Here is a 16259-nt window from a genome sequence, read left to right on the forward strand (position 1 = left end):
CACCACCTGAAAAATAAGGGAGTTTTAATGAATAGGGCATTATTGGAGCAGGTGATTGCAATCTGCAAAAACGCCGGTGAAGCTATCTTGGAGGTTTATCACAGCAGTGCTGAGCTGGAGGTGGACACCAAAGCGGATGACTCGCCGGTTACAGCCGCGGATTTAGCGGCACACAGAATTTTAGCCCCTGCTCTGGCGCAGCTGATTGACGGTGTACCGGTATTATCGGAAGAGCAGGAAATGCCATCATTTGCCGAGCGCAGCCAGTGGCAGCGGTACTGGATTGTGGACCCGCTGGATGGCACCAAGGAATTTATTCGTCGCACTGGTGAGTTCACCGTTAATGTGGCCCTTATTGAAAATGGCGAACCTGTGCTGGGGGTGGTGCATGTGCCGGTGCTGGATATCACCTATGCTGGCGGCAAGGGTGATGGTGCCTTTAAGCGCACAGTATCTGGCGATACAGAAATTCATGTGCGCCCGCTTAAGCCGCGCCTGGAAGCTGGCGATGCAGTGGAATTGGTTGCTAGCCGCAGCCATGGTGCCGGCGCCGTGGATCAACTGGTAGAGCGTATCGAATCCAAATTGGGTGCGGTGGTCTGTAAAAACATGGGTAGCTCTCTCAAACTGTGTCTGGTGGCTGAAGGGGCCGCTGATCTCTACCCACGGCTCGCACCCACTTGTGAGTGGGATACAGCCGCAGCCCAGGCGGTGGTTGAGGCTGCCGGTGGCACAGTGGTGGACGATTCCTTCAAGCTGCTGCGTTATAACAGCAAAGATTCTTTGCTGAATCCGTTTTTCTATGTGATCGGTGATGCATCTTACGATTGGCAGGATTTGCTAAATGCAGAGTCTCCAGTGAACTAAGCTTGCCATGCCCCCACTTCGGTGGGGGTTCTATTTATTTTTTATCAACCTTTAAAACCAGCACAAAAGGCCGGCGCTATGCCTCTTCAGGTGAGCCGCAAAGCTTCAGATCTGAATGAAACCCGCTGTTTACGCAGGCAGCTGGAACAGGAGATTGCCTGGTTACAGCGGCAGCAGGATGCCCTGGTGGAGCCGGACGCAGAAAATCAAAAATTCCTATGGCGCACTCTTAACGGCATGATTTTTTCCCGTAGGGCACTTCTCGGAAGAATGCCGCGCTAAATTTTTCGTCGTTCGCACCTTGATAAGGTTTAAATGTCGCAGTGGTTAGGTTGTTTGGCGTCGCCCCTCCAATAACCATTCCGGTTAAATAATGCAATCCCTCGCAATGAGGTTCAACTCCAACCTAGGCAATAAATTCAAAAATTAATTATTCAGCTTTCGGTTTATTCTGAAGTAATAGGTGCGGTTGCGCAGAGTTTATTTTATTGGGGAATTTGTTGATTTTCCTTGCCATATTTCGTTCGCAGTTTTGAAACCCGTCTACGCTTTGGAAAGCCAATGTATAAGAGAATTTTCTAATGCGCTATCCGGTTGTGCTTCACAACATTGAATACGCCGGCTTTGGTGCCATAGCACCCGACCTGCCGCATTGTCACTGCTATGCCGAAACTCTGGATGCCGCTCTACAAAAAATGGCGGAGACTATTTTTCAACGCCTGGAAGAATTACGGCAAGCTGGAGAGCCGATGCCGCAGCCTCAAGACGTCGACAATTTGCGGGATAACCCAGCATTTGCCGGTGGTATCTGGGCCATTATTGATGTGGAAAGCCTTTAAGGATCATTATCCATATAAATTTGGCATTCGATTCGGATAAGTTTCTGAGGTGGATAACCATGACAGCTAAGCTTTGGTAAGGGGGATGAATTAAAAAGCGTCGTGCTGCAAGGATGGATGTAATGAAGACGGTGTTATGTGTCTTGGCCTTACTGTTATCACCATTGGTCACTGCAGTCGAATGGAATAATCCTTTCGATGGTATTGAGTCGGGTGAATATCGAATTATTACCACGCTGGGACTGGGTTCAGGGGAATTACAGCTCAATAATCAGCGGGATTTTTTTGGTTATGTCAGCGTTGGCGTGACACCCGCCGTGGGTGTTTGGCAGGTGAATTTACAATTTTCCCGCTTTGATGATAATCACGTGCGAATTAATCAGGTGGGGCTCAATTTTAAAGTGGATTTTACCCTGAATTGTTACGTTCAGTGTCTCTACTGGATGGCGGGGTGGAATTATGCCGATGTTGATCTGAATGATGTGCGTAAATATGGTTATTGGTATCACAATAAAGACAAGTGGCACCTGTATGATATTTATGACAAGGATAAAGACTGGTATTACGACGGCCATTATTACCATGTGATCGATGCCAGTGGCAGCGATTCTTTCTGGAATCTTGGGGTTGGCTACCGGTTTATGTGGAACCAGGATTTTGATACTTCCATAGAATACAACTACAACGATATTAATTCTGTCTACCGAGTGAACCTTGGGCACTTACGTACTTTAAGTCTTAATTTTTCCTATCGCTTTTAAATATAAATTTATGTTAAGCGGAAAATTTGAGGTGTTTCCCGCTTAACATACTATGTCCGGTTTTTAAGACCAGTTAATTAGTCATCGTGTTTTAAATACGGTAAATGGTTTTTATCCATAAGGTCCTGCCGGGCTCATTAACCCTATCCAACTGTGGGAAGTTGGGAATTTCTGCACCTGCACGGCTGATATGTTCTGCATAGGTTTCATCTAGTAAGTTATCGACCCCTGCAGTGAATAGCAGCCGCTGGCTTGGGCGCCAACCTGCGTTAATTGACAGTACGTCGGCGGAATCTGTGGGCCCAAAGTCCTGTCCGATAATGTTACCTTTACCGATATCGACGCGATCCTGGCTGGCAATAGCCCGCCACAGAATACCCGCCGACCACTGAGCTTGCTCATAGTGCAGCCCCAGGCGTGTTTCCAGTGGGGGCAGTTGGGCCAGGGTGGTATTGTCTGTGTCGTTGGCACCACGCACTGAAGTGACCGTAAATTCGGTGCGCCAGTTTTCGTTTAATTGATAGCTGGCATCTAGTTCTAGTCCCCAGGTGCGTGCCTGAATATTGCGAATTACCGCAGCGGTACGCTTATCTCCAGGCTCCCCCATATCCATTGCGTTGCCCATCGAGGACATGGTGCCCAGGCCTGACATCACCGCAGCCTTCTGGTAATCATTCTGTACTAACAGGTAGTCGCGGATATCACTGGCAAAAGCGGAAATACTGGCAGATAATTTTTCAGAGCGATAGATAGTACCGATATCCAGTTGACTGGTTTTTTCTGACTCTATACTGAGTGCGCTATAGGAATCTGCTGCTTCGCGGGAAAATATTTCCCAGTAATCCGGGAAGCGCTCACTGTAGCCGAGCCCGGCGTAGAGGGTGGCAGAGCTCGTGGAGGTACTTGGCAGCGCCAATTCATAGCGTATAAAACCGCTGGGCAGTTGTTCTGAGCGGCTCTCACCAGCGGTGGGGTTATCGACCGAGGACATCATCGATAGCGAAATCGTCTCGCGCAGGTCGCGCACTTCCCAGTCATCCAGTCTGGCGCCGGCGATCCAGCGTTGATCCGGAGCGAATTGCCAGCTGGCTTCAGAGAAAATGCCCAGTTGGGAAAATTCCGCATCCGTATTCCAGTTGCGCTGGCGGTAATCAACCATCGTCTGGTTCATGCTCATGCGTCCACGATGACGGTTTTCCCAGGCATCCAGGCCTGCTGTCAGCTCAAAGTTATCCGCAGGATTCAGCTGCAGACTCAGCTTGGCACCAATGGTTTCGCTGTCTAAATTCATGACGACTGGATTGGCAGCCATTCCCGAGGGATTACGCAGGCTGTAATTATCCATGATGTGATCGACATAGTTGTAATAGATCTGCACTTCGATGGTATTCAGCAGAGCGCCGATATTGCTGCGGCGGTATTTGGCTTTGTAGCTCTCGCGTGCAAATTTACTGCCATCTACTCCACGGTCGGCATAGGCCGCTTCGGCATCGCTAAAAGCTGTTTCGAATTCCAGGCGGCTGTCATCATCGGGGGTCCAGGCCAGATTGGCTTTGCCACTCCAGCGCTCGTAACCGGAGTGCACCCGATTGCCGTCGCCATCCTCATAATCATCTGCAGAGGCAGAGGTTGCCGAACCGCGCAGGGAAAATTCTGGGGTTTTGTATGCCAGGTCAAAGAGCCCGTCTTTTCGATCGGCACTGCCGCCAAGCAGGCTCGCATGCATATCCCATTCGGGTTCGCTGGGGCGCTCCCGCTGTTGGTTGAACAGCACTACCCCGGCGGAATTGCCCGGTCCGTGAGTGACGCTCTGGGGGCCTTTAATTACCTCTATTTCGTCGAGGCTTTCGGGGAAAATATAGGCGGTAGGTGGGTCCATACGGCCGGGGCAGCCACCCATAAGAGACTCTCCATCCAATAACATGCCCAGGCGCGAGCCCCCCATACCGCGCAACAGCGGATCGCCACTGGTGCCGCCTTTGCGCACCACGGAAAAGCCGGGAATGGTTTTTAGGTAATCGGCGCCGTCGTTAGCTGGTAGGGGCTGTCGAGGCATTTTCGGGTCCGTCAGTAGGTTGAGCGGCAGTTCGGTTTTTACTCCGGTGACCACCATCTGCTCCATTTCCCCCTCTTTTTTTTCATTTCCCTCACTGGCCATTAGGGGAAATGGAAAGGTGCAACCAGCAATAATTGCCAGGCTCAGTGGTGTGTGTAATGGCTTTTTCTTTTGGAGTTTAACTTTTCGCATTGTGACTTATCCGTTTCTGGGCCGAAGGTCAGGCACGGCCATGGGGAGCACGGTAAAAATAGCGCGCACGGGTTTATCCCCGCCTGCTAAGCAGCGGGAATTCCAGTTTTTTTAGTGAAGCGGGTCTACGGCTGTTGCAATATCCCAACCAGAAAAATTACCGGCAAAGGTAGTGCAGCAAAGCGCAGAAACAGGCCTCGACTATTTAGTTTTTGAAAAATAAGAAAACCGAGGTTTTAAACTGGAGGGGCGCGGATAAGGGGGCGGCTGTAGTATAAAGAAAGAGCGGTGTTAATGCCGTTGCTGAAAAGGGGGAGAATATTCCCCTCGCTGGCGAAATGCAGGTCTAATGCAGGTACATGGACAAGACTGGCAGCGGCGGAAAAATTACAGTGATTGTCGGCAAAAGAATGCGCGGTCAGTGCATCGTGGTTGTGCCCACTGTGCCCATCACTATGGCTGTGATGATGGTCCTGAGCCTGGCTGGCCAGGGCATTTAATAACAGAGCGCTGCGGCTGTCGCCGTGGCAAAAATCGTAGGGGGTGCCCGCAGAAAAAGCGGCGGGCATAAACCCTGCGGGAACCAAACCACGGGCACTGAGAAACACCAGTAAAAGCAGCAGTGCCTGCCACTGTGGCAGGTGAGGGCGGTTTTTACGGGTGCGCGGGCGACTCATAAATAAGGTTCTTGAAGTTACCGGGATAGACTTAATAAATTCCCGAAGGCAAGTGGCAACAGATTACCCGCTGGCTGTAAAAAGTGCCACTATCGGTAACAAATTTTTCTGTTTGCAAGTTAATTAATTTGTACAGTCGCATTCGGATAAAACTATTATCCGATTTTTTTAACGCAAAAGAGATTTTAAGCGTGCGCTGATGCCATGAAAAAACTGATGTTTTTTCTTCGCTTTATCACCGCTTAAAAAATTGATTTGGATCGCCTGTCGTTTGCCGACAAAACTGGGGTAACCATGCCAACAATTATCCGTCACCTTAAAGGCCACCAGAGAGCCCGGTCCCGGTAGTAGTTCATCACTGTAGTCGTCCAGGCTCTTGCCGCTGCGCAGGATACGCAGGCGTCCAGTGGGCGCAGACCAGTCGTTGTTCAGATAGATCAGTACGGTAATGAGTTTGGTTTTGGAGTCCGTATGGATACGCCCATCTTTGGCTCGGGAGTATCCGCGCAGGGTGGCCATCATCGGTTTATCAGATAGATCCAGTGCAAATTTTTCACCGAGAATACCTCGCACCTCTGTGCTGCCAAATTGTTCGACAAAACTGCGCAGGCGTTCCGAAGTTTTGACATCCTCGATATTGAAGCTGCCGCCTTTGTCTAGAGGAGGGAAGTCTGCGATCAGGGCCCTGGCCTCATCGGAGGCCAGGGAGCGCTCTAGGTAGAAATGGGGGAAAGGGGAAGTCTTTACTTCGGCACTGCTGAGTCGCTCGATAGTGATTTGGGACATGGTCAATTTAAGCTCCCTATACTGTGGGATTATTTTTTTTAGGACATCGATAACATCACTCTTTGGTTACCTCTTACATCAAATACTTTGAATTCCCGGCTTTCATTACCGGTTAGATTTTGCCGCTGCGTTTCAAACGCCAGTAGGCTTCCACTAGCGCCTGGTGCAAAAGCTCCGGACGGGAATCCACCACTAGTACATTACAGGCTTGTAACTGTTGCAATAGGCGCGCACGGCGACGAAGAAAATCCCATGCGGCTGCGCCTTCGACGGCCTCGGAAAAATCCCCGATAGGCTTTTGTGCCATTCGGTCTACGGCGGTCTCCCGCAGGCTCGCCACCATCACTAAGTGATTGCGAGTGAGCAGCCGCACTGCGGTGAGCAGTTCGCTGCTGTCTTCATCGCGCAGGTTGGTAATTAGGATCACCAGTGCGCGGCGCTTGTGGGCACCCAGCAGTTGCTGGGCGGCGCCGCTGTAGTCCGCGCTGCCAGTGCCGGAGTGCAGATCGTAGACATTGTTCAGCAACAGGTTGATGGCGCTCTCACCCTTTACCGGTGGCAGTTGCCCGCCGGAGCTGTCCTGTGCGGCGGCGAAGGCCTGCAGACCCACGGCGTCGCCCTGCTTTATCGCCACATAGGCGGATAGCAGCAGGCCATTGAGGGCATGATCAAAGTGACTCAGTTCGCCATCTTTGGCGCGCATTCGCCGACCGCAGTCGAGCATATAAATAATTTCCTGATCGCGCTCGTCCTGGTATTCACGGCTGATCAGTTTGTGCAGGCGTGAACTCGCGCGCCAGTCTACCTGGCGCTGGCTGTCGCCCTGGCGATATTCACGCAGCTGGCGAAAATCCATGCCTTCGCCGCGGCGCTGCTGCTGATGCAGGCCGAGGTGGCGCAGGGTTTGCTCGGTGGAGAGCGCCTGCAGGGAGGAAATGCCGAGAAAATTGGGGTAGACCTTTACCGACTGTTCGCGGCCGAGCCACAGGCGTGTTTGCCAGAGGCCCCAGGGTGAGTCGGCGAGTACCTCGATTCGGCCAAACTCGGCGCTGCCGCGGCGATGGGGCACCAGACTGTACTCAATGGCAACTTCCTGATCAGGCTCCAGCAGCGCCCGGCGTGGTAATCCGTTGCTGCCCAGCTGTTGCGGTACGTTGTCACATACCGATAGCTTCAGGGCCCTCTGGCCATGGTTGCGCAACTTCAAATGAGCGCAGTTGCGCACGCCCAGGGCCAAATTGCCAGGCAGTTTGCGCTGGCCCTCCAGGCCCAGAATCCTGCGTCCGGTGAGGAAATCCAACAGTGCCGCGCTGATCAGCAATCCCCCAACTGTCCACCAGAGGGACTGCAACAGCTCCGCAGATTGGGGTGCCCAGATGCGCGCGGCGCTCACCGTAAGCGCAGCCAGGCACCAGTAGCCGAGGAGCTTCACCAGGCGGTGGCTGGGCCCGGGCCTTCCCAGCTGAGGTTTTGCGTATGAAACCTCTGTCGCAGCGACATCCTGTGTCACAGTCGCGGCGCCTCGACGCTATCGATAATCATGGCCAGAGCACTGTCGGTGGTCTCGCCATCAATTTCCATATCTGGGGACAGGCTCACGCGGTGGCGCATGACAGGGATCGCCATTGCCTTGATATCGTCGGGCAGTACAAATTCCCGCCCCTGTAACAGGGCGCTGGCACGTGCGGCCTGCAACAGGCCGATACTGGCGCGGGGCCCTGCCGGGCTGCGCAACTGGTTGGCGTCGCGGGTGGCGCGCACCAAGCGCACGGCGTAATCCAGCACCTGCTGGTCCAGGGCTACCTGGGGTACCAGGGCTTGCAGTTGTTGCAGTTGCTCCACGGTTATCTCGCCGGCGGACTTCTCTCGCAGGTGCTGCTCGATGCGGCCGCTGCTGGCGGCGGCGGCCAGTTTCAGCTCGGCCTCCAGGCTGGGGTAGTCGATCAGAACTTTGAGTAGGAAGCGGTCCAGCTCCGCCTCCGGCAGTGGATAGGTGCCCTCTTGCTCAATAGGGTTCTGGGTGGCCAGCACCATAAAGGGGCTGGGTACGGGAAATGCCTTGCCATCGATTGTGACCTGCTTCTCCTGCATCACCTCTAGCAGGGCTGCCTGGGTTTTGGCCGGGGCGCGGTTGATTTCATCCGCAAGCAGTAAGTTGGTAAATACCGGGCCGCGGCGCACTTCGAAGCGGCTTTCGCCCATGTTGTACATGGCATGGCCGGTCACGTCAGCTGGCATCAGGTCCGGGGTGAATTGGATGCGGCGGAAGTGACCGCCAAAGCAGCTGGCCAGGGTGCGCACCAACAGGGTTTTGCCAAGGCCGGGTACGCCTTCCAGCAATACGTGGCCGGAAGCCAGCAAGGCCACCAACACCTGTTCGACGACCTGCTCCTGACCGATCAGCAGGCGGTTGATATTGTTGCGTAGCAGTTGCAGTTGGGCTGAGGCAGCCTGCCAGTCCGGTGCCTCGGTGTGGGTTTTTGGTTCTGGGTTCAGGGTGGTATCACTCATAGGGCTGCCTCTATACGCTGCAGATTGCGCATTTGTTCGGTAAAGGTTTCTTCGCTGGTCGCCGGTGTGCCCCAAAGGCAGGCGACCAGTTTGGTTTCACTGAGGCCGGTGGCATCACTGAGGTGCTGGCACAGTTTGCGCTTGGTCTTGGCGTTGGCGTCCGCAGCGCCGAGCCGGCGCAGCAGCTCTTCGCGCTGGCCGCGCAGTAACCGTTCGCACTGGTCGTCGCGCCAGTAGTAGTGGCCGCAGGCGGAGATATGCTCCAACAGTGAGCGCCGGGCAATCTCAGGCGGAGGTTGCAACGGGCCAAAGCGGCGCGCACGTAGAACCAGCCAGCCGAGCAAGGCGAGTAGGGCGGAGATAAAAAACTCAGAAGCGTACTTTCTCGCTAAAAAACCCAGGGAGTCGAAACGAGGGCGGGTCAGAAAGACGAAATCGCCACTTCCGGCCAAAAGCTGCAGGAAATAGGCGTGGTCGAAATGGCCGATGCGGTGGGATTGCCAGATAGTGTTATCGGTCAGCAGGGTGATAACCCCTTGACCCCGCTCAAATTGCATAAAAGGCACGGCTTCGTCTTCGCGCCATACCTTGGCGAAGAATACCGGTGCGCCCTCAGCGCTGCTGTTATCGATCCCCTCGTGATAGAGCAGTTGGCCTGCGTCGAAATGTAATTGAATCTCAGCCCCACCGGCGGTAGGCAGAGTGATCAAGTCTTCCGGTTCAACATCAGGGTTGCGGGGTTTTTTCTTTTTGGTCTCGGCCTGCTCTTCGGCTTCGTCGATTTTGCGATTGTATTCGCGCATAGCCTCACCGGGGCTCTGCTCCGGGCTCAGTTCGGCATCTTCGCCCAACAGTGGCTGCAGGGGATGCTCAAAGCGATATTCCTCGTGGCCTTCTACGATGGAGACGCCCAGGTTTTCCAGCAGCCAGTCGCGTTCGGCACTGCCTCCTTTCTCGGAATCGAACCCTGCAGTACGTGCCACTACGATGGCGTGTCCCCCGCTTTCCACCCATTGCAGTAGCTCCTCAACCCGCTGGGGGTTGTAAGCTTGGCTGGAGTTAGCGATAAACAGAGTCGCATTTGGGGACAGCCCATTCAGGACGGAGATATTTTCTGCCTGGCGCGGTTCCAGCCCCACTTGCGCCAGGTAGTGCTCGGCGGCCAGAAACAGATTGCGCCGCGCCTCAGGCTCCCAACCGCGATCCTTTTCTTCTGTGTAGCGTTCAAAAAAGGTGAGAAATAACCATACCAGTGCCGCACAGAGCAGCAGGGCGAAGCCAATTACCAGACGTTTAACAGTCATTGCCGAACACCTCCTGCCACTGTTGGCACAGGCCGCCCAGCTGCTCATCGGCGGGGGGGCGATGAGCATAGGCCAGCTGTTGCCAACTGCCGGTGAGTTGCTGCACAAACTGGCTCAGTGGGGCGCTGACTGGGCGCAGCGCTTCCTGTGGTGATCGCTGGCGCTGGCTCACCAGCTGGGCACACTCGCTTTCGGTAAGGTGGTCGCCAAACTGGAACTGGAAATCCTCAATTAAATGGGACAGGGTGGAACGATACAGGAGGCCGAGACCGGCGCGTTGATCGCCGGTCCGCCACAGGCGTATTACTTCCGCACATACGTCGTCGGGCAGGCTGGACTGACGTACATCGAGTCCGAACAGGGTTTCTGGCGCTACCGGTTTTGTTTTGGGTTTGTGTTGCCAGCGCAAGCTGTTGAGGATGGCTTCGTGGTGGCGCCACCCCAGATAGAGCAAGCCGGCAATCACGCCAATCCACAGTAGTAACTCAATGGGCTTGGCGAGCAGTGCTCCCCAGTTGATGTCTGAGGAATCATCAGCCTCCTGAGAGTTTTGCATAAGCCATTTGAATAGCCATTCGAATAGCTCAATGATCCACTCGGGAATTTTTCCTCGCTCTTCTTCAATTTTTTTCAGGCGCCAGCCGCTCTCCTGCTCAATGCTGTGAAAATCCTCTCCGGCGAGAATCTCGTCAATGTGTTGTTGCGCTTGAGCTGGGGTTTGCAACGTTTCCGCATAGGCCTGTGGCGCCGGTGCAAAGGAGGTGCCGGCCAGGACGCACAGTAACAACATGGTGGCTAGGTGGGAGGTGCTAGTGGCGGTCTTTTTACCAGCCCGCTGAGTGTGTCGGTAGCGCTCGACCAAATCGCGGAATTGAATCTCGATATCCCAGCCTTCCAGCTCGATGCGCCGGCCGATATACAGGCAAAAGCCGCTGACGATATAAAACGGCGCCACCGCCGCCATAATAAGTAAACAGAGAATATTGGATGCCCATTCCAGCGCCAGGGTCTCGCCGCGAATCAGTGGAATCCATTGGATATTTGCCACAATCTGCTCGGGAATAAACAGATAAATCAAGATAAAGGCTGCGATGAGGAAGAAGGATTCCAGGTGAATACCGGTCAAGGTCAGCCAGGTGGCCGCACCGGAGTTTTTGCGGTGCAGTACACCGATACGCGCGCTATGAGCCGTGCCTTTGGATTGCTCCAATACGGTGACCGGCATATCAAAAGAGCGGGTCGGGCTCAGGCGACGGAGGGTGATCCAGGCGAGCCAGTCGGTGCGGTTGTGGCGGAAAAACTCTTTGAGTGCTGCCAGTGCAGATACCGGTGCGCCGAACAGAGTGCGGCTGATCATGAACAGCGGCAGGCGGTCAAACACCGGTTTTAACCACCAGAGAGCGAACAGTGACCAGCCGGGATGAGCTGGGAAGAACCAGGCTAAGGCACCCAGTACCAAAGCTGCCGGCAACAACCAGACCAGAAACATCGGCAGCCAGTGCTTGCGTGACAGGGCGACACCCAGATCGATGGACTCCCAGGGCGAGCGTAGGCGTGCCCTTACCGCCATATTTTTAATTTGCATGGCTGGAATCCCCGCGCCCAGCCAGGGCGAAGTAAACGAATACCAGCAGCCACAGCAGGGCGCCGAAACCTAACTTAATTGTTATGGGCGTGGTAGCGCTGGAGGACCAGAAGGCTTCGAGGAAGGCGGCGATCACCAGCATCAGGAAAGTGCCGTACATGATTTTCATGGCCTCGACACTGGCCAGGCGCAGCGCCACAGAACGGCGGTGTTGTCCCGGCTCTACCAGCGAGCGCCCTAACAACAGGCCGGCGGCGCCGGCCAGTACTATGGCGGTCAGTTCAAAGGCGCCGTGACCGATCACAAATGGGTAAAATGTGGAGACAAATCCCACTCGCGTGATATGCCCAAAAGCCGCACCGATAAATAGCCCATTAAAGACCAGGAAAAAGATGGAGCCGAGTCCGAATAGTATGCCCCCGGCAAAAGTGCGGAAAGCAATGCCAATATTGTTCTTGATGTAGAAGCCAAACATGGCCAGATCGGTATCGGAGCCGCGCTCGCGCCCCAGCACGCGGTTGCCGGGATCGTACATCGATTCCAAGGATAATACGTCTCCTGGCGACATCACCGCATAAATCAGTGCGTCGTTATTGTAGGTGCCGATGCCCATCACTAGGGCGGGCAGTAAAAACAGTGCCGTTGCCAACAACACTACGCGGCCATTGGCGCGCACCGCCTGGGGAAATCCGGCCAACAGATAGTGCAGCCAACCTTTGCGGCGCAGAGTTTGCTGGCGGTAAACCCGGTGGTGGGCCGCTGTAACCAGCTTGTTGAGGTGGTCGATCAGGCGGCTGGTATATTGACGTTCTTTGGCCACCGCCAGTTGCTGACACAGCTCCCGGTAGACGACCGGAAGATCCAGGGTGCTCGCCTTGGTACTTTTGCTATCACTTTTCAGCCAGGCTTCCAGCTGTGCCCAGCCGTCGCGGTAGCGATTCTCAAAATCTCTCTGTCTCATAACCCCTCAGCCCCTGCCGCCCAATAACCAACTACCCACAGAGCGCAGGTATTCCAGCGCATCGCTATCTCTCTTCTCGGTAACGGGTTCGAGCAAATTGGCCAGCTCTTGTTGGCGCGCTTCGCTCAGGTCTTCGTGGCGTTCCAGTAAACTGATCAGGGCCAGCTGGTCCTGTTGTTTGAAATTGCGCGGTGGTGGAAGAGGCGTTGTATCCGGCAGGGTTACAGGCACCTTGTCCTCGTCCTTGTAGATCACCAGGGTACCTGCGGCCAAGTCACCGAGACGCTGAAAGTGTCGCCCGAGGGTCATGGCAATAACGCCGGTGGCGTAAGCGAAAGGGAGAAAGTCGGTAAAGCGCAAAAGGTTGCGCACTATGGATGCACCCCAGGAGATGGGGGTGAGATTGTCGTTGACTACCATCAGGCCGAAGGCCTTCTTACCCGGTGTCTGGCCGCCGCGAAGCACTTCAAAAAACACCGGGTAGAACCACTCGAGCAGGAAGGAGCAGACCAGCCAGATTCCTATACCGGCGGTTTCGGCAAAGGCCAAACCTATACCCAGAGCGGTCAGTATTAGGGTGCGGTAAAACACATCCACGGCAAAGGCGAGGATGCGCGGCACAGGCCCTGCAGCCCGTGCACGCAGATCGATACCCTCAGGGGTTTCGACGTTGTAGGTGGTATCCAGCAAGCTACCACTCCTGTTGAGTAATCAATAAATCAAGCTTTGCTAGAGCCGCCGAACACTTGGCGATAAGCGATACCGTAGGCCACGGACATCAATGGCAGAGCAAAAATCAAGCCGATTAAGAAAGCAAAGCTTCCTACCAAGTAAATAGCGATGAGTAGAATCAAGAAACCGAAGAAGGTGAACCAGTTGTGAGTAATTGCCTTGCGCGAGGCTTCCATAGCCTGCCAAGCCCCCATATTTTGATCGACAATTAGTGGCAGGGCCATAATGTAGGCAACCATTAGGTAAACGCCTGGAATGATAAAGAGGGTGTAGCCTATAGAGATCAGTATGTAGGTCAGAATAGATACGAGTCCCAGGGGGATGATTTTATCGAAGTAGGCAAACACTTCGGTCCCGGTTGCTTTTTCTCCTCGTGCAATCTTAATTCCCGTCATGGCCATACCTGCCATTAGAGGAGCACACAACGCCACTAATGCAATAGGGCCTACAAGAGTCAAAAGCAGGAATGATCCAATATCAAAGGCGCCTAATAATGAGAGGCCAAAGAGCGAGAACAGTATGAACGCTAATGCAAAAACACCCACAAAATAGAGTATCAGGCCAATCCAGATGGTGCCGAGGTTGTTTAGGGAGAGTTTCCAGCCCTCGCTGATGGCATCGCCAATTGAAAAGGAATAATCTCCGGCAAGCCCCTTTTCAACAGAACCAAAGTCATTACTCTCTTCCCTGCCGGCCAATTCTGCCTGGGGGGCCTGATAAATATCACTCATCCTGTTTGATTTCCTTATTAAAAGTTAACGGATTGGGATGTGCAGAGCCTTGAAGACGAATATCGCACAGGCGCGTTGTGGGAACAATGCCACGCCAGTACAGCGGCAAATTAGGTGATGAATCTTTCTCAGCATAAAATTCCCCTTAGACGTAAAGAGGAAAGGTAATAATGAAGAAATTTCTATGGGCGGGGGCTGTGATAATAATGGTTATCACAGCTGGATATGTGGCACTGCCCTTTTATGCAATGGAACAGTTGCAGCGTGCGGCGCAAATGGCGGGTGCGCAAGAGCCAGAAAAAAGGCGAGAGAGTATCGATACGCTGGAACGCTACGTAGACTTTCCGGTATTACGTGACAATTTAAGAGTTCGTTTACAGGAACAGCTGCGCTCTTCTATGGGCAATTCAATTCCACAGGAATTTGATGAGCTACTAACCGCCGGTGCGAATTTTGTCATGGGGCCATTAATGCAACAGTTTGTAACCCCAGAGGGGGTCGCAGCCCTGTTGCGTGGCGGTGAGGACTTACAGGGGATGGAACGAAAGTTGTTTGGCCAGGACACAGCACCCCAGGCAGATTTCTATCCGCAGACCCGGCAAGATTCTGAAGAAAAGCCTGAGAGCAGTTGGAGACGTCTCAAATGGCGTTTTACCGATATTAACCACCTGAGTGCGGATTACGGGGAGGCCAACCGGGCAGAACTGCGGTTGATTATGCAGCGCAATGGGCTGCATTGGCAGCTGGTGGATATCGAATTACTCAATGGCACCGAGGGGGAAGGTTGATAATGGAGATGGATAGTTCGGTTAATGTGTTTGGCGATGCACTTATTCCCTGCAGCCTGGCACCAATGACCGGTTTTTTTCGCGACGGCTGCTGCAACACCTGCAAAGAGGATCAAGGCTCCCACACGGTTTGTGTGGAAGTAAATGATGAGTTCTTGGCATTTTCCCGCAGCCGTGGCAACGACCTGAGTACGCCGATTGAGGAGTACGGGTTTCCGGGGTTGGCTCCGGGAGACCGCTGGTGCCTGTGCGCCGCCCGCTGGTTGGAGGCCCAGCAGCAGGATAGGGCACCGAGAGTTTTTTTACAGCGTACCCATGTGAAAGCTCTGGAGATAGTACCTCTACAGCTACTGCGACAATACGCTGCAGATTTGAATTAATCAGTGCGGAAGAGAAATTGGCACAGTGAGCAAGCTGTAAAGATTTGCTCCGCTGTGCCAATGTCATTTATCCAAAACCCCAATCAGGATGGCAGGAAGTCGATGGAGTAATTGCGGGTTGTGGCTTTAACATCCGCAGAACCAAAGTTAATCATGCGGATCCTCGCCAGCAGCTTGCGCTCCAGGGCGGGGTTGTTCAGCTCACTCTCAATCAACTTGATGGACGAAATAGTGCCGTTTGCTTCAATCACCAGCTGCACGGTAATTTTACCCTGCAGGGTGGGATCTCGGCGTAAGGCACGGTCATAGATCGCATTGATTGCCGCCTTGTTGGCCTCCATTATGCCGCGAATGGCATTGTCGGTTCGCGCCAACTTCTCACCCCTGACTCTCCTGGCTGCCTGCTTGGCGGAGCCCTTTGCCTGGGCCTGCTCAACCTGGGTGGTTTGTCGGCCCGCCAGTGATACGCCTCCCGTGTCAGTGCTGATGCTCCCGGCCCTGACACCGCCGCTCGAAGTTTTGGATTTGTCACTGATCATATTGCGCTGTGTTTGTGCAGCAGTGGCGCTGCCGGCACTGAGCTGACCGCGGGTAACTTCACCCGTATCAAAACTCTCACGCATATCCAATAAATCGTCGGCCAGGGCATTGATGCCGCTGCTCGCCGCTTTTTCCCGCGCTTTTTGTATAGTGGCAACAGGGGGTGTCTCTACTTTACTGGGCTCGGGTTTCGGAGCCGGTTTCGGCTTTTCCTTCTCGACTTTTTTAGGTTCTGGTTTTTCTTTGGGTTTCTCTGCGTCAGGTTTTTTTTCCTCAGGCTTCGGTTTGGCCTTGGGTTTGGGCTTCGGCTTGGGGAGCTCCTTTTTCTCCAGGATAACCTTGGCCAGTTGTGGTGGCACTCGCTCTGCCTGTTCCCGGGTCAGCTCCGGCACTGGCGCAAAGGTAACGATGGAACCGCAAACGGCGAAGACAATAAGCCCTGCACGCAGGAACTTTATAAAGCGCTGGTCTTCCTGGTTGGAAGCGGACCAGGGCAACAGGGTTTCCTGTAGTTGCCAGGGGGCATAGCGGCTGGTTGCAGTGCTCATA

General features: G+C 53.9%; 17 protein-coding genes. 6 read left to right on the forward strand and 11 right to left on the reverse strand.

Annotation, left to right across the window (positions count from 1 at the left end):
- The first annotated feature begins 27 nt into the window (after nt 1–27).
- The 4 genes from cysQ to ACJJIV_RS12345 all read left to right on the forward strand — a co-directional run bounded on the left by cysQ (nt 28) and on the right by ACJJIV_RS12345 (nt 2467).
- Nucleotides 28–867: a 3'(2'),5'-bisphosphate nucleotidase CysQ gene (gene cysQ, locus ACJJIV_RS12330; RefSeq protein WP_444889135.1), complete on the forward strand. Its 840-nt coding sequence runs from the start codon at nt 28–30 to the stop codon at nt 865–867.
- A 78-nt stretch (nt 868–945) separates the two neighbouring features.
- On the forward strand, nt 946–1149 hold the full coding sequence (locus tag ACJJIV_RS12335; RefSeq protein ID WP_444883076.1) for a hypothetical protein: 204 nt from the start codon (nt 946–948) through the stop codon (nt 1147–1149).
- 299 nt (nt 1150–1448) lie between these two features.
- Nucleotides 1449–1706 (forward strand): type II toxin-antitoxin system HicB family antitoxin, encoded by a 258-nt coding sequence (locus ACJJIV_RS12340; RefSeq protein ID WP_252083702.1) that lies wholly within the window; start codon nt 1449–1451, stop codon nt 1704–1706.
- Between the two features lie 122 nt (nt 1707–1828).
- Nucleotides 1829–2467, forward strand: coding sequence for an outer membrane beta-barrel protein (locus tag ACJJIV_RS12345; RefSeq protein ID WP_444889136.1), 639 nt, complete (start codon nt 1829–1831; stop codon nt 2465–2467).
- A gap of 91 nt (nt 2468–2558) precedes the next feature.
- Here the strand turns inward: ACJJIV_RS12345 and ACJJIV_RS12350 are convergent, their stop codons facing one another.
- The 10 genes from ACJJIV_RS12350 to ACJJIV_RS12395 form a co-directional block, all read right to left on the reverse strand.
- Nucleotides 2559–4715, reverse strand: a complete 2157-nt coding sequence (locus ACJJIV_RS12350) for a TonB-dependent copper receptor (RefSeq protein WP_444889137.1) — start codon at nt 4713–4715, stop codon at nt 2559–2561.
- Nucleotides 4716–4951: 236 nt separating this feature from the next.
- On the reverse strand, nt 4952–5392 hold the full coding sequence (locus ACJJIV_RS12355) for a hypothetical protein (RefSeq protein WP_444889138.1): 441 nt from the start codon (nt 5390–5392) through the stop codon (nt 4952–4954).
- A gap of 168 nt (nt 5393–5560) precedes the next feature.
- The gene (locus tag ACJJIV_RS12360) at nt 5561–6178 is read right to left on the reverse strand and encodes a 2OG-Fe(II) oxygenase (protein WP_444889139.1); all 618 of its coding nucleotides are present in this window, start codon (nt 6176–6178) and stop codon (nt 5561–5563) included.
- 112 nt (nt 6179–6290) lie between these two features.
- Nucleotides 6291–7688 carry a DUF58 domain-containing protein gene (locus tag ACJJIV_RS12365; RefSeq protein WP_444889140.1) on the reverse strand — a complete coding sequence of 466 codons (1398 nt, stop codon included), beginning with the start codon at nt 7686–7688 and terminating at the stop codon, nt 6291–6293.
- Entirely contained in the window at nt 7685–8689 is a 1005-nt protein-coding gene (locus tag ACJJIV_RS12370) for an AAA family ATPase (RefSeq protein WP_444889141.1), read from the reverse strand. Before ACJJIV_RS12370 ends, ACJJIV_RS12365 begins: the two co-directional genes overlap by 4 nt.
- Entirely contained in the window at nt 8686–9993 is a 1308-nt protein-coding gene (locus ACJJIV_RS12375; RefSeq protein ID WP_444889142.1) for a DUF4350 domain-containing protein, read from the reverse strand. The genes ACJJIV_RS12370 and ACJJIV_RS12375 overlap by 4 nt, the downstream gene beginning before the upstream one ends.
- Nucleotides 9983–11578, reverse strand: a complete 1596-nt coding sequence (locus ACJJIV_RS12380) for a DUF4129 domain-containing protein (protein WP_444889143.1) — start codon at nt 11576–11578, stop codon at nt 9983–9985. Before ACJJIV_RS12380 ends, ACJJIV_RS12375 begins: the two co-directional genes overlap by 11 nt.
- A complete protein-coding gene (locus ACJJIV_RS12385) occupies nt 11568–12539 on the reverse strand; it encodes a stage II sporulation protein M (RefSeq protein ID WP_444889144.1) in 972 nt (323 codons plus the stop codon). The genes ACJJIV_RS12380 and ACJJIV_RS12385 overlap by 11 nt, the downstream gene beginning before the upstream one ends.
- 6 nt (nt 12540–12545) lie before the next feature.
- Nucleotides 12546–13229 carry an RDD family protein gene (locus ACJJIV_RS12390; RefSeq protein WP_444889145.1) on the reverse strand — a complete coding sequence of 228 codons (684 nt, stop codon included), beginning with the start codon at nt 13227–13229 and terminating at the stop codon, nt 12546–12548.
- Nucleotides 13230–13258: 29 nt separating this feature from the next.
- Entirely contained in the window at nt 13259–14002 is a 744-nt protein-coding gene (locus ACJJIV_RS12395; protein WP_444889146.1) for a hypothetical protein, read from the reverse strand.
- A 170-nt stretch (nt 14003–14172) separates the two neighbouring features.
- Between ACJJIV_RS12395 and ACJJIV_RS12400 the strand changes: the two genes are divergently transcribed.
- Complete coding sequence (locus ACJJIV_RS12400; protein WP_444889147.1) at nt 14173–14790, forward strand: DUF2939 domain-containing protein; 618 nt, start codon at nt 14173–14175, stop codon at nt 14788–14790.
- Between the two features lie 2 nt (nt 14791–14792).
- Complete coding sequence (locus ACJJIV_RS12405) at nt 14793–15170, forward strand: DUF2237 family protein (protein WP_252083689.1); 378 nt, start codon at nt 14793–14795, stop codon at nt 15168–15170.
- An 83-nt stretch (nt 15171–15253) separates the two neighbouring features.
- Here the strand turns inward: ACJJIV_RS12405 and ACJJIV_RS12410 are convergent, their stop codons facing one another.
- A complete protein-coding gene (locus tag ACJJIV_RS12410) occupies nt 15254–16258 on the reverse strand; it encodes an AgmX/PglI C-terminal domain-containing protein (RefSeq protein WP_444889148.1) in 1005 nt (334 codons plus the stop codon).
- Nucleotide 16259: the final 1 nt, after the last annotated feature.

It is taken from the genome of Microbulbifer mixtoriginis (SeqCode) (assembly GCF_052466765.1).

Bases quoted from the DNA above. Each gene is read 5' to 3' on its own strand.
- ACJJIV_RS12380 (WP_444889143.1), bottom strand. From the start codon at position 11,578: ATGCAAATTAAAAATATGGCGGTAAGGGCACGCCTACGCTCGCCCTGG.
- ACJJIV_RS12350 (WP_444889137.1), bottom strand. From the start codon at position 4,715: ATGCGAAAAGTTAAACTCCAAAAGAAAAAGCCATTACACACACCACTG.
- ACJJIV_RS12400 (WP_444889147.1), top strand. From the start codon at position 14,173: ATGAAGAAATTTCTATGGGCGGGGGCTGTGATAATAATGGTTATCACA.
- ACJJIV_RS12410 (WP_444889148.1), bottom strand. From the start codon at position 16,258: ATGAGCACTGCAACCAGCCGCTATGCCCCCTGGCAACTACAGGAAACC.
- ACJJIV_RS12345 (WP_444889136.1), top strand. From the start codon at position 1,829: ATGAAGACGGTGTTATGTGTCTTGGCCTTACTGTTATCACCATTGGTC.
- ACJJIV_RS12370 (WP_444889141.1), bottom strand. From the start codon at position 8,689: ATGAGTGATACCACCCTGAACCCAGAACCAAAAACCCACACCGAGGCA.
- ACJJIV_RS12340 (WP_252083702.1), top strand. From the start codon at position 1,449: ATGCGCTATCCGGTTGTGCTTCACAACATTGAATACGCCGGCTTTGGT.
- ACJJIV_RS12385 (WP_444889144.1), bottom strand. From the start codon at position 12,539: ATGAGACAGAGAGATTTTGAGAATCGCTACCGCGACGGCTGGGCACAG.
- ACJJIV_RS12355 (WP_444889138.1), bottom strand. From the start codon at position 5,392: ATGAGTCGCCCGCGCACCCGTAAAAACCGCCCTCACCTGCCACAGTGG.
- ACJJIV_RS12360 (WP_444889139.1), bottom strand. From the start codon at position 6,178: ATGTCCCAAATCACTATCGAGCGACTCAGCAGTGCCGAAGTAAAGACT.
- ACJJIV_RS12395 (WP_444889146.1), bottom strand. From the start codon at position 14,002: ATGAGTGATATTTATCAGGCCCCCCAGGCAGAATTGGCCGGCAGGGAA.
- ACJJIV_RS12375 (WP_444889142.1), bottom strand. From the start codon at position 9,993: ATGACTGTTAAACGTCTGGTAATTGGCTTCGCCCTGCTGCTCTGTGCG.
- cysQ (WP_444889135.1), top strand. From the start codon at position 28: ATGAATAGGGCATTATTGGAGCAGGTGATTGCAATCTGCAAAAACGCC.
- ACJJIV_RS12405 (WP_252083689.1), top strand. From the start codon at position 14,793: ATGGAGATGGATAGTTCGGTTAATGTGTTTGGCGATGCACTTATTCCC.
- ACJJIV_RS12335 (WP_444883076.1), top strand. From the start codon at position 946: ATGCCTCTTCAGGTGAGCCGCAAAGCTTCAGATCTGAATGAAACCCGC.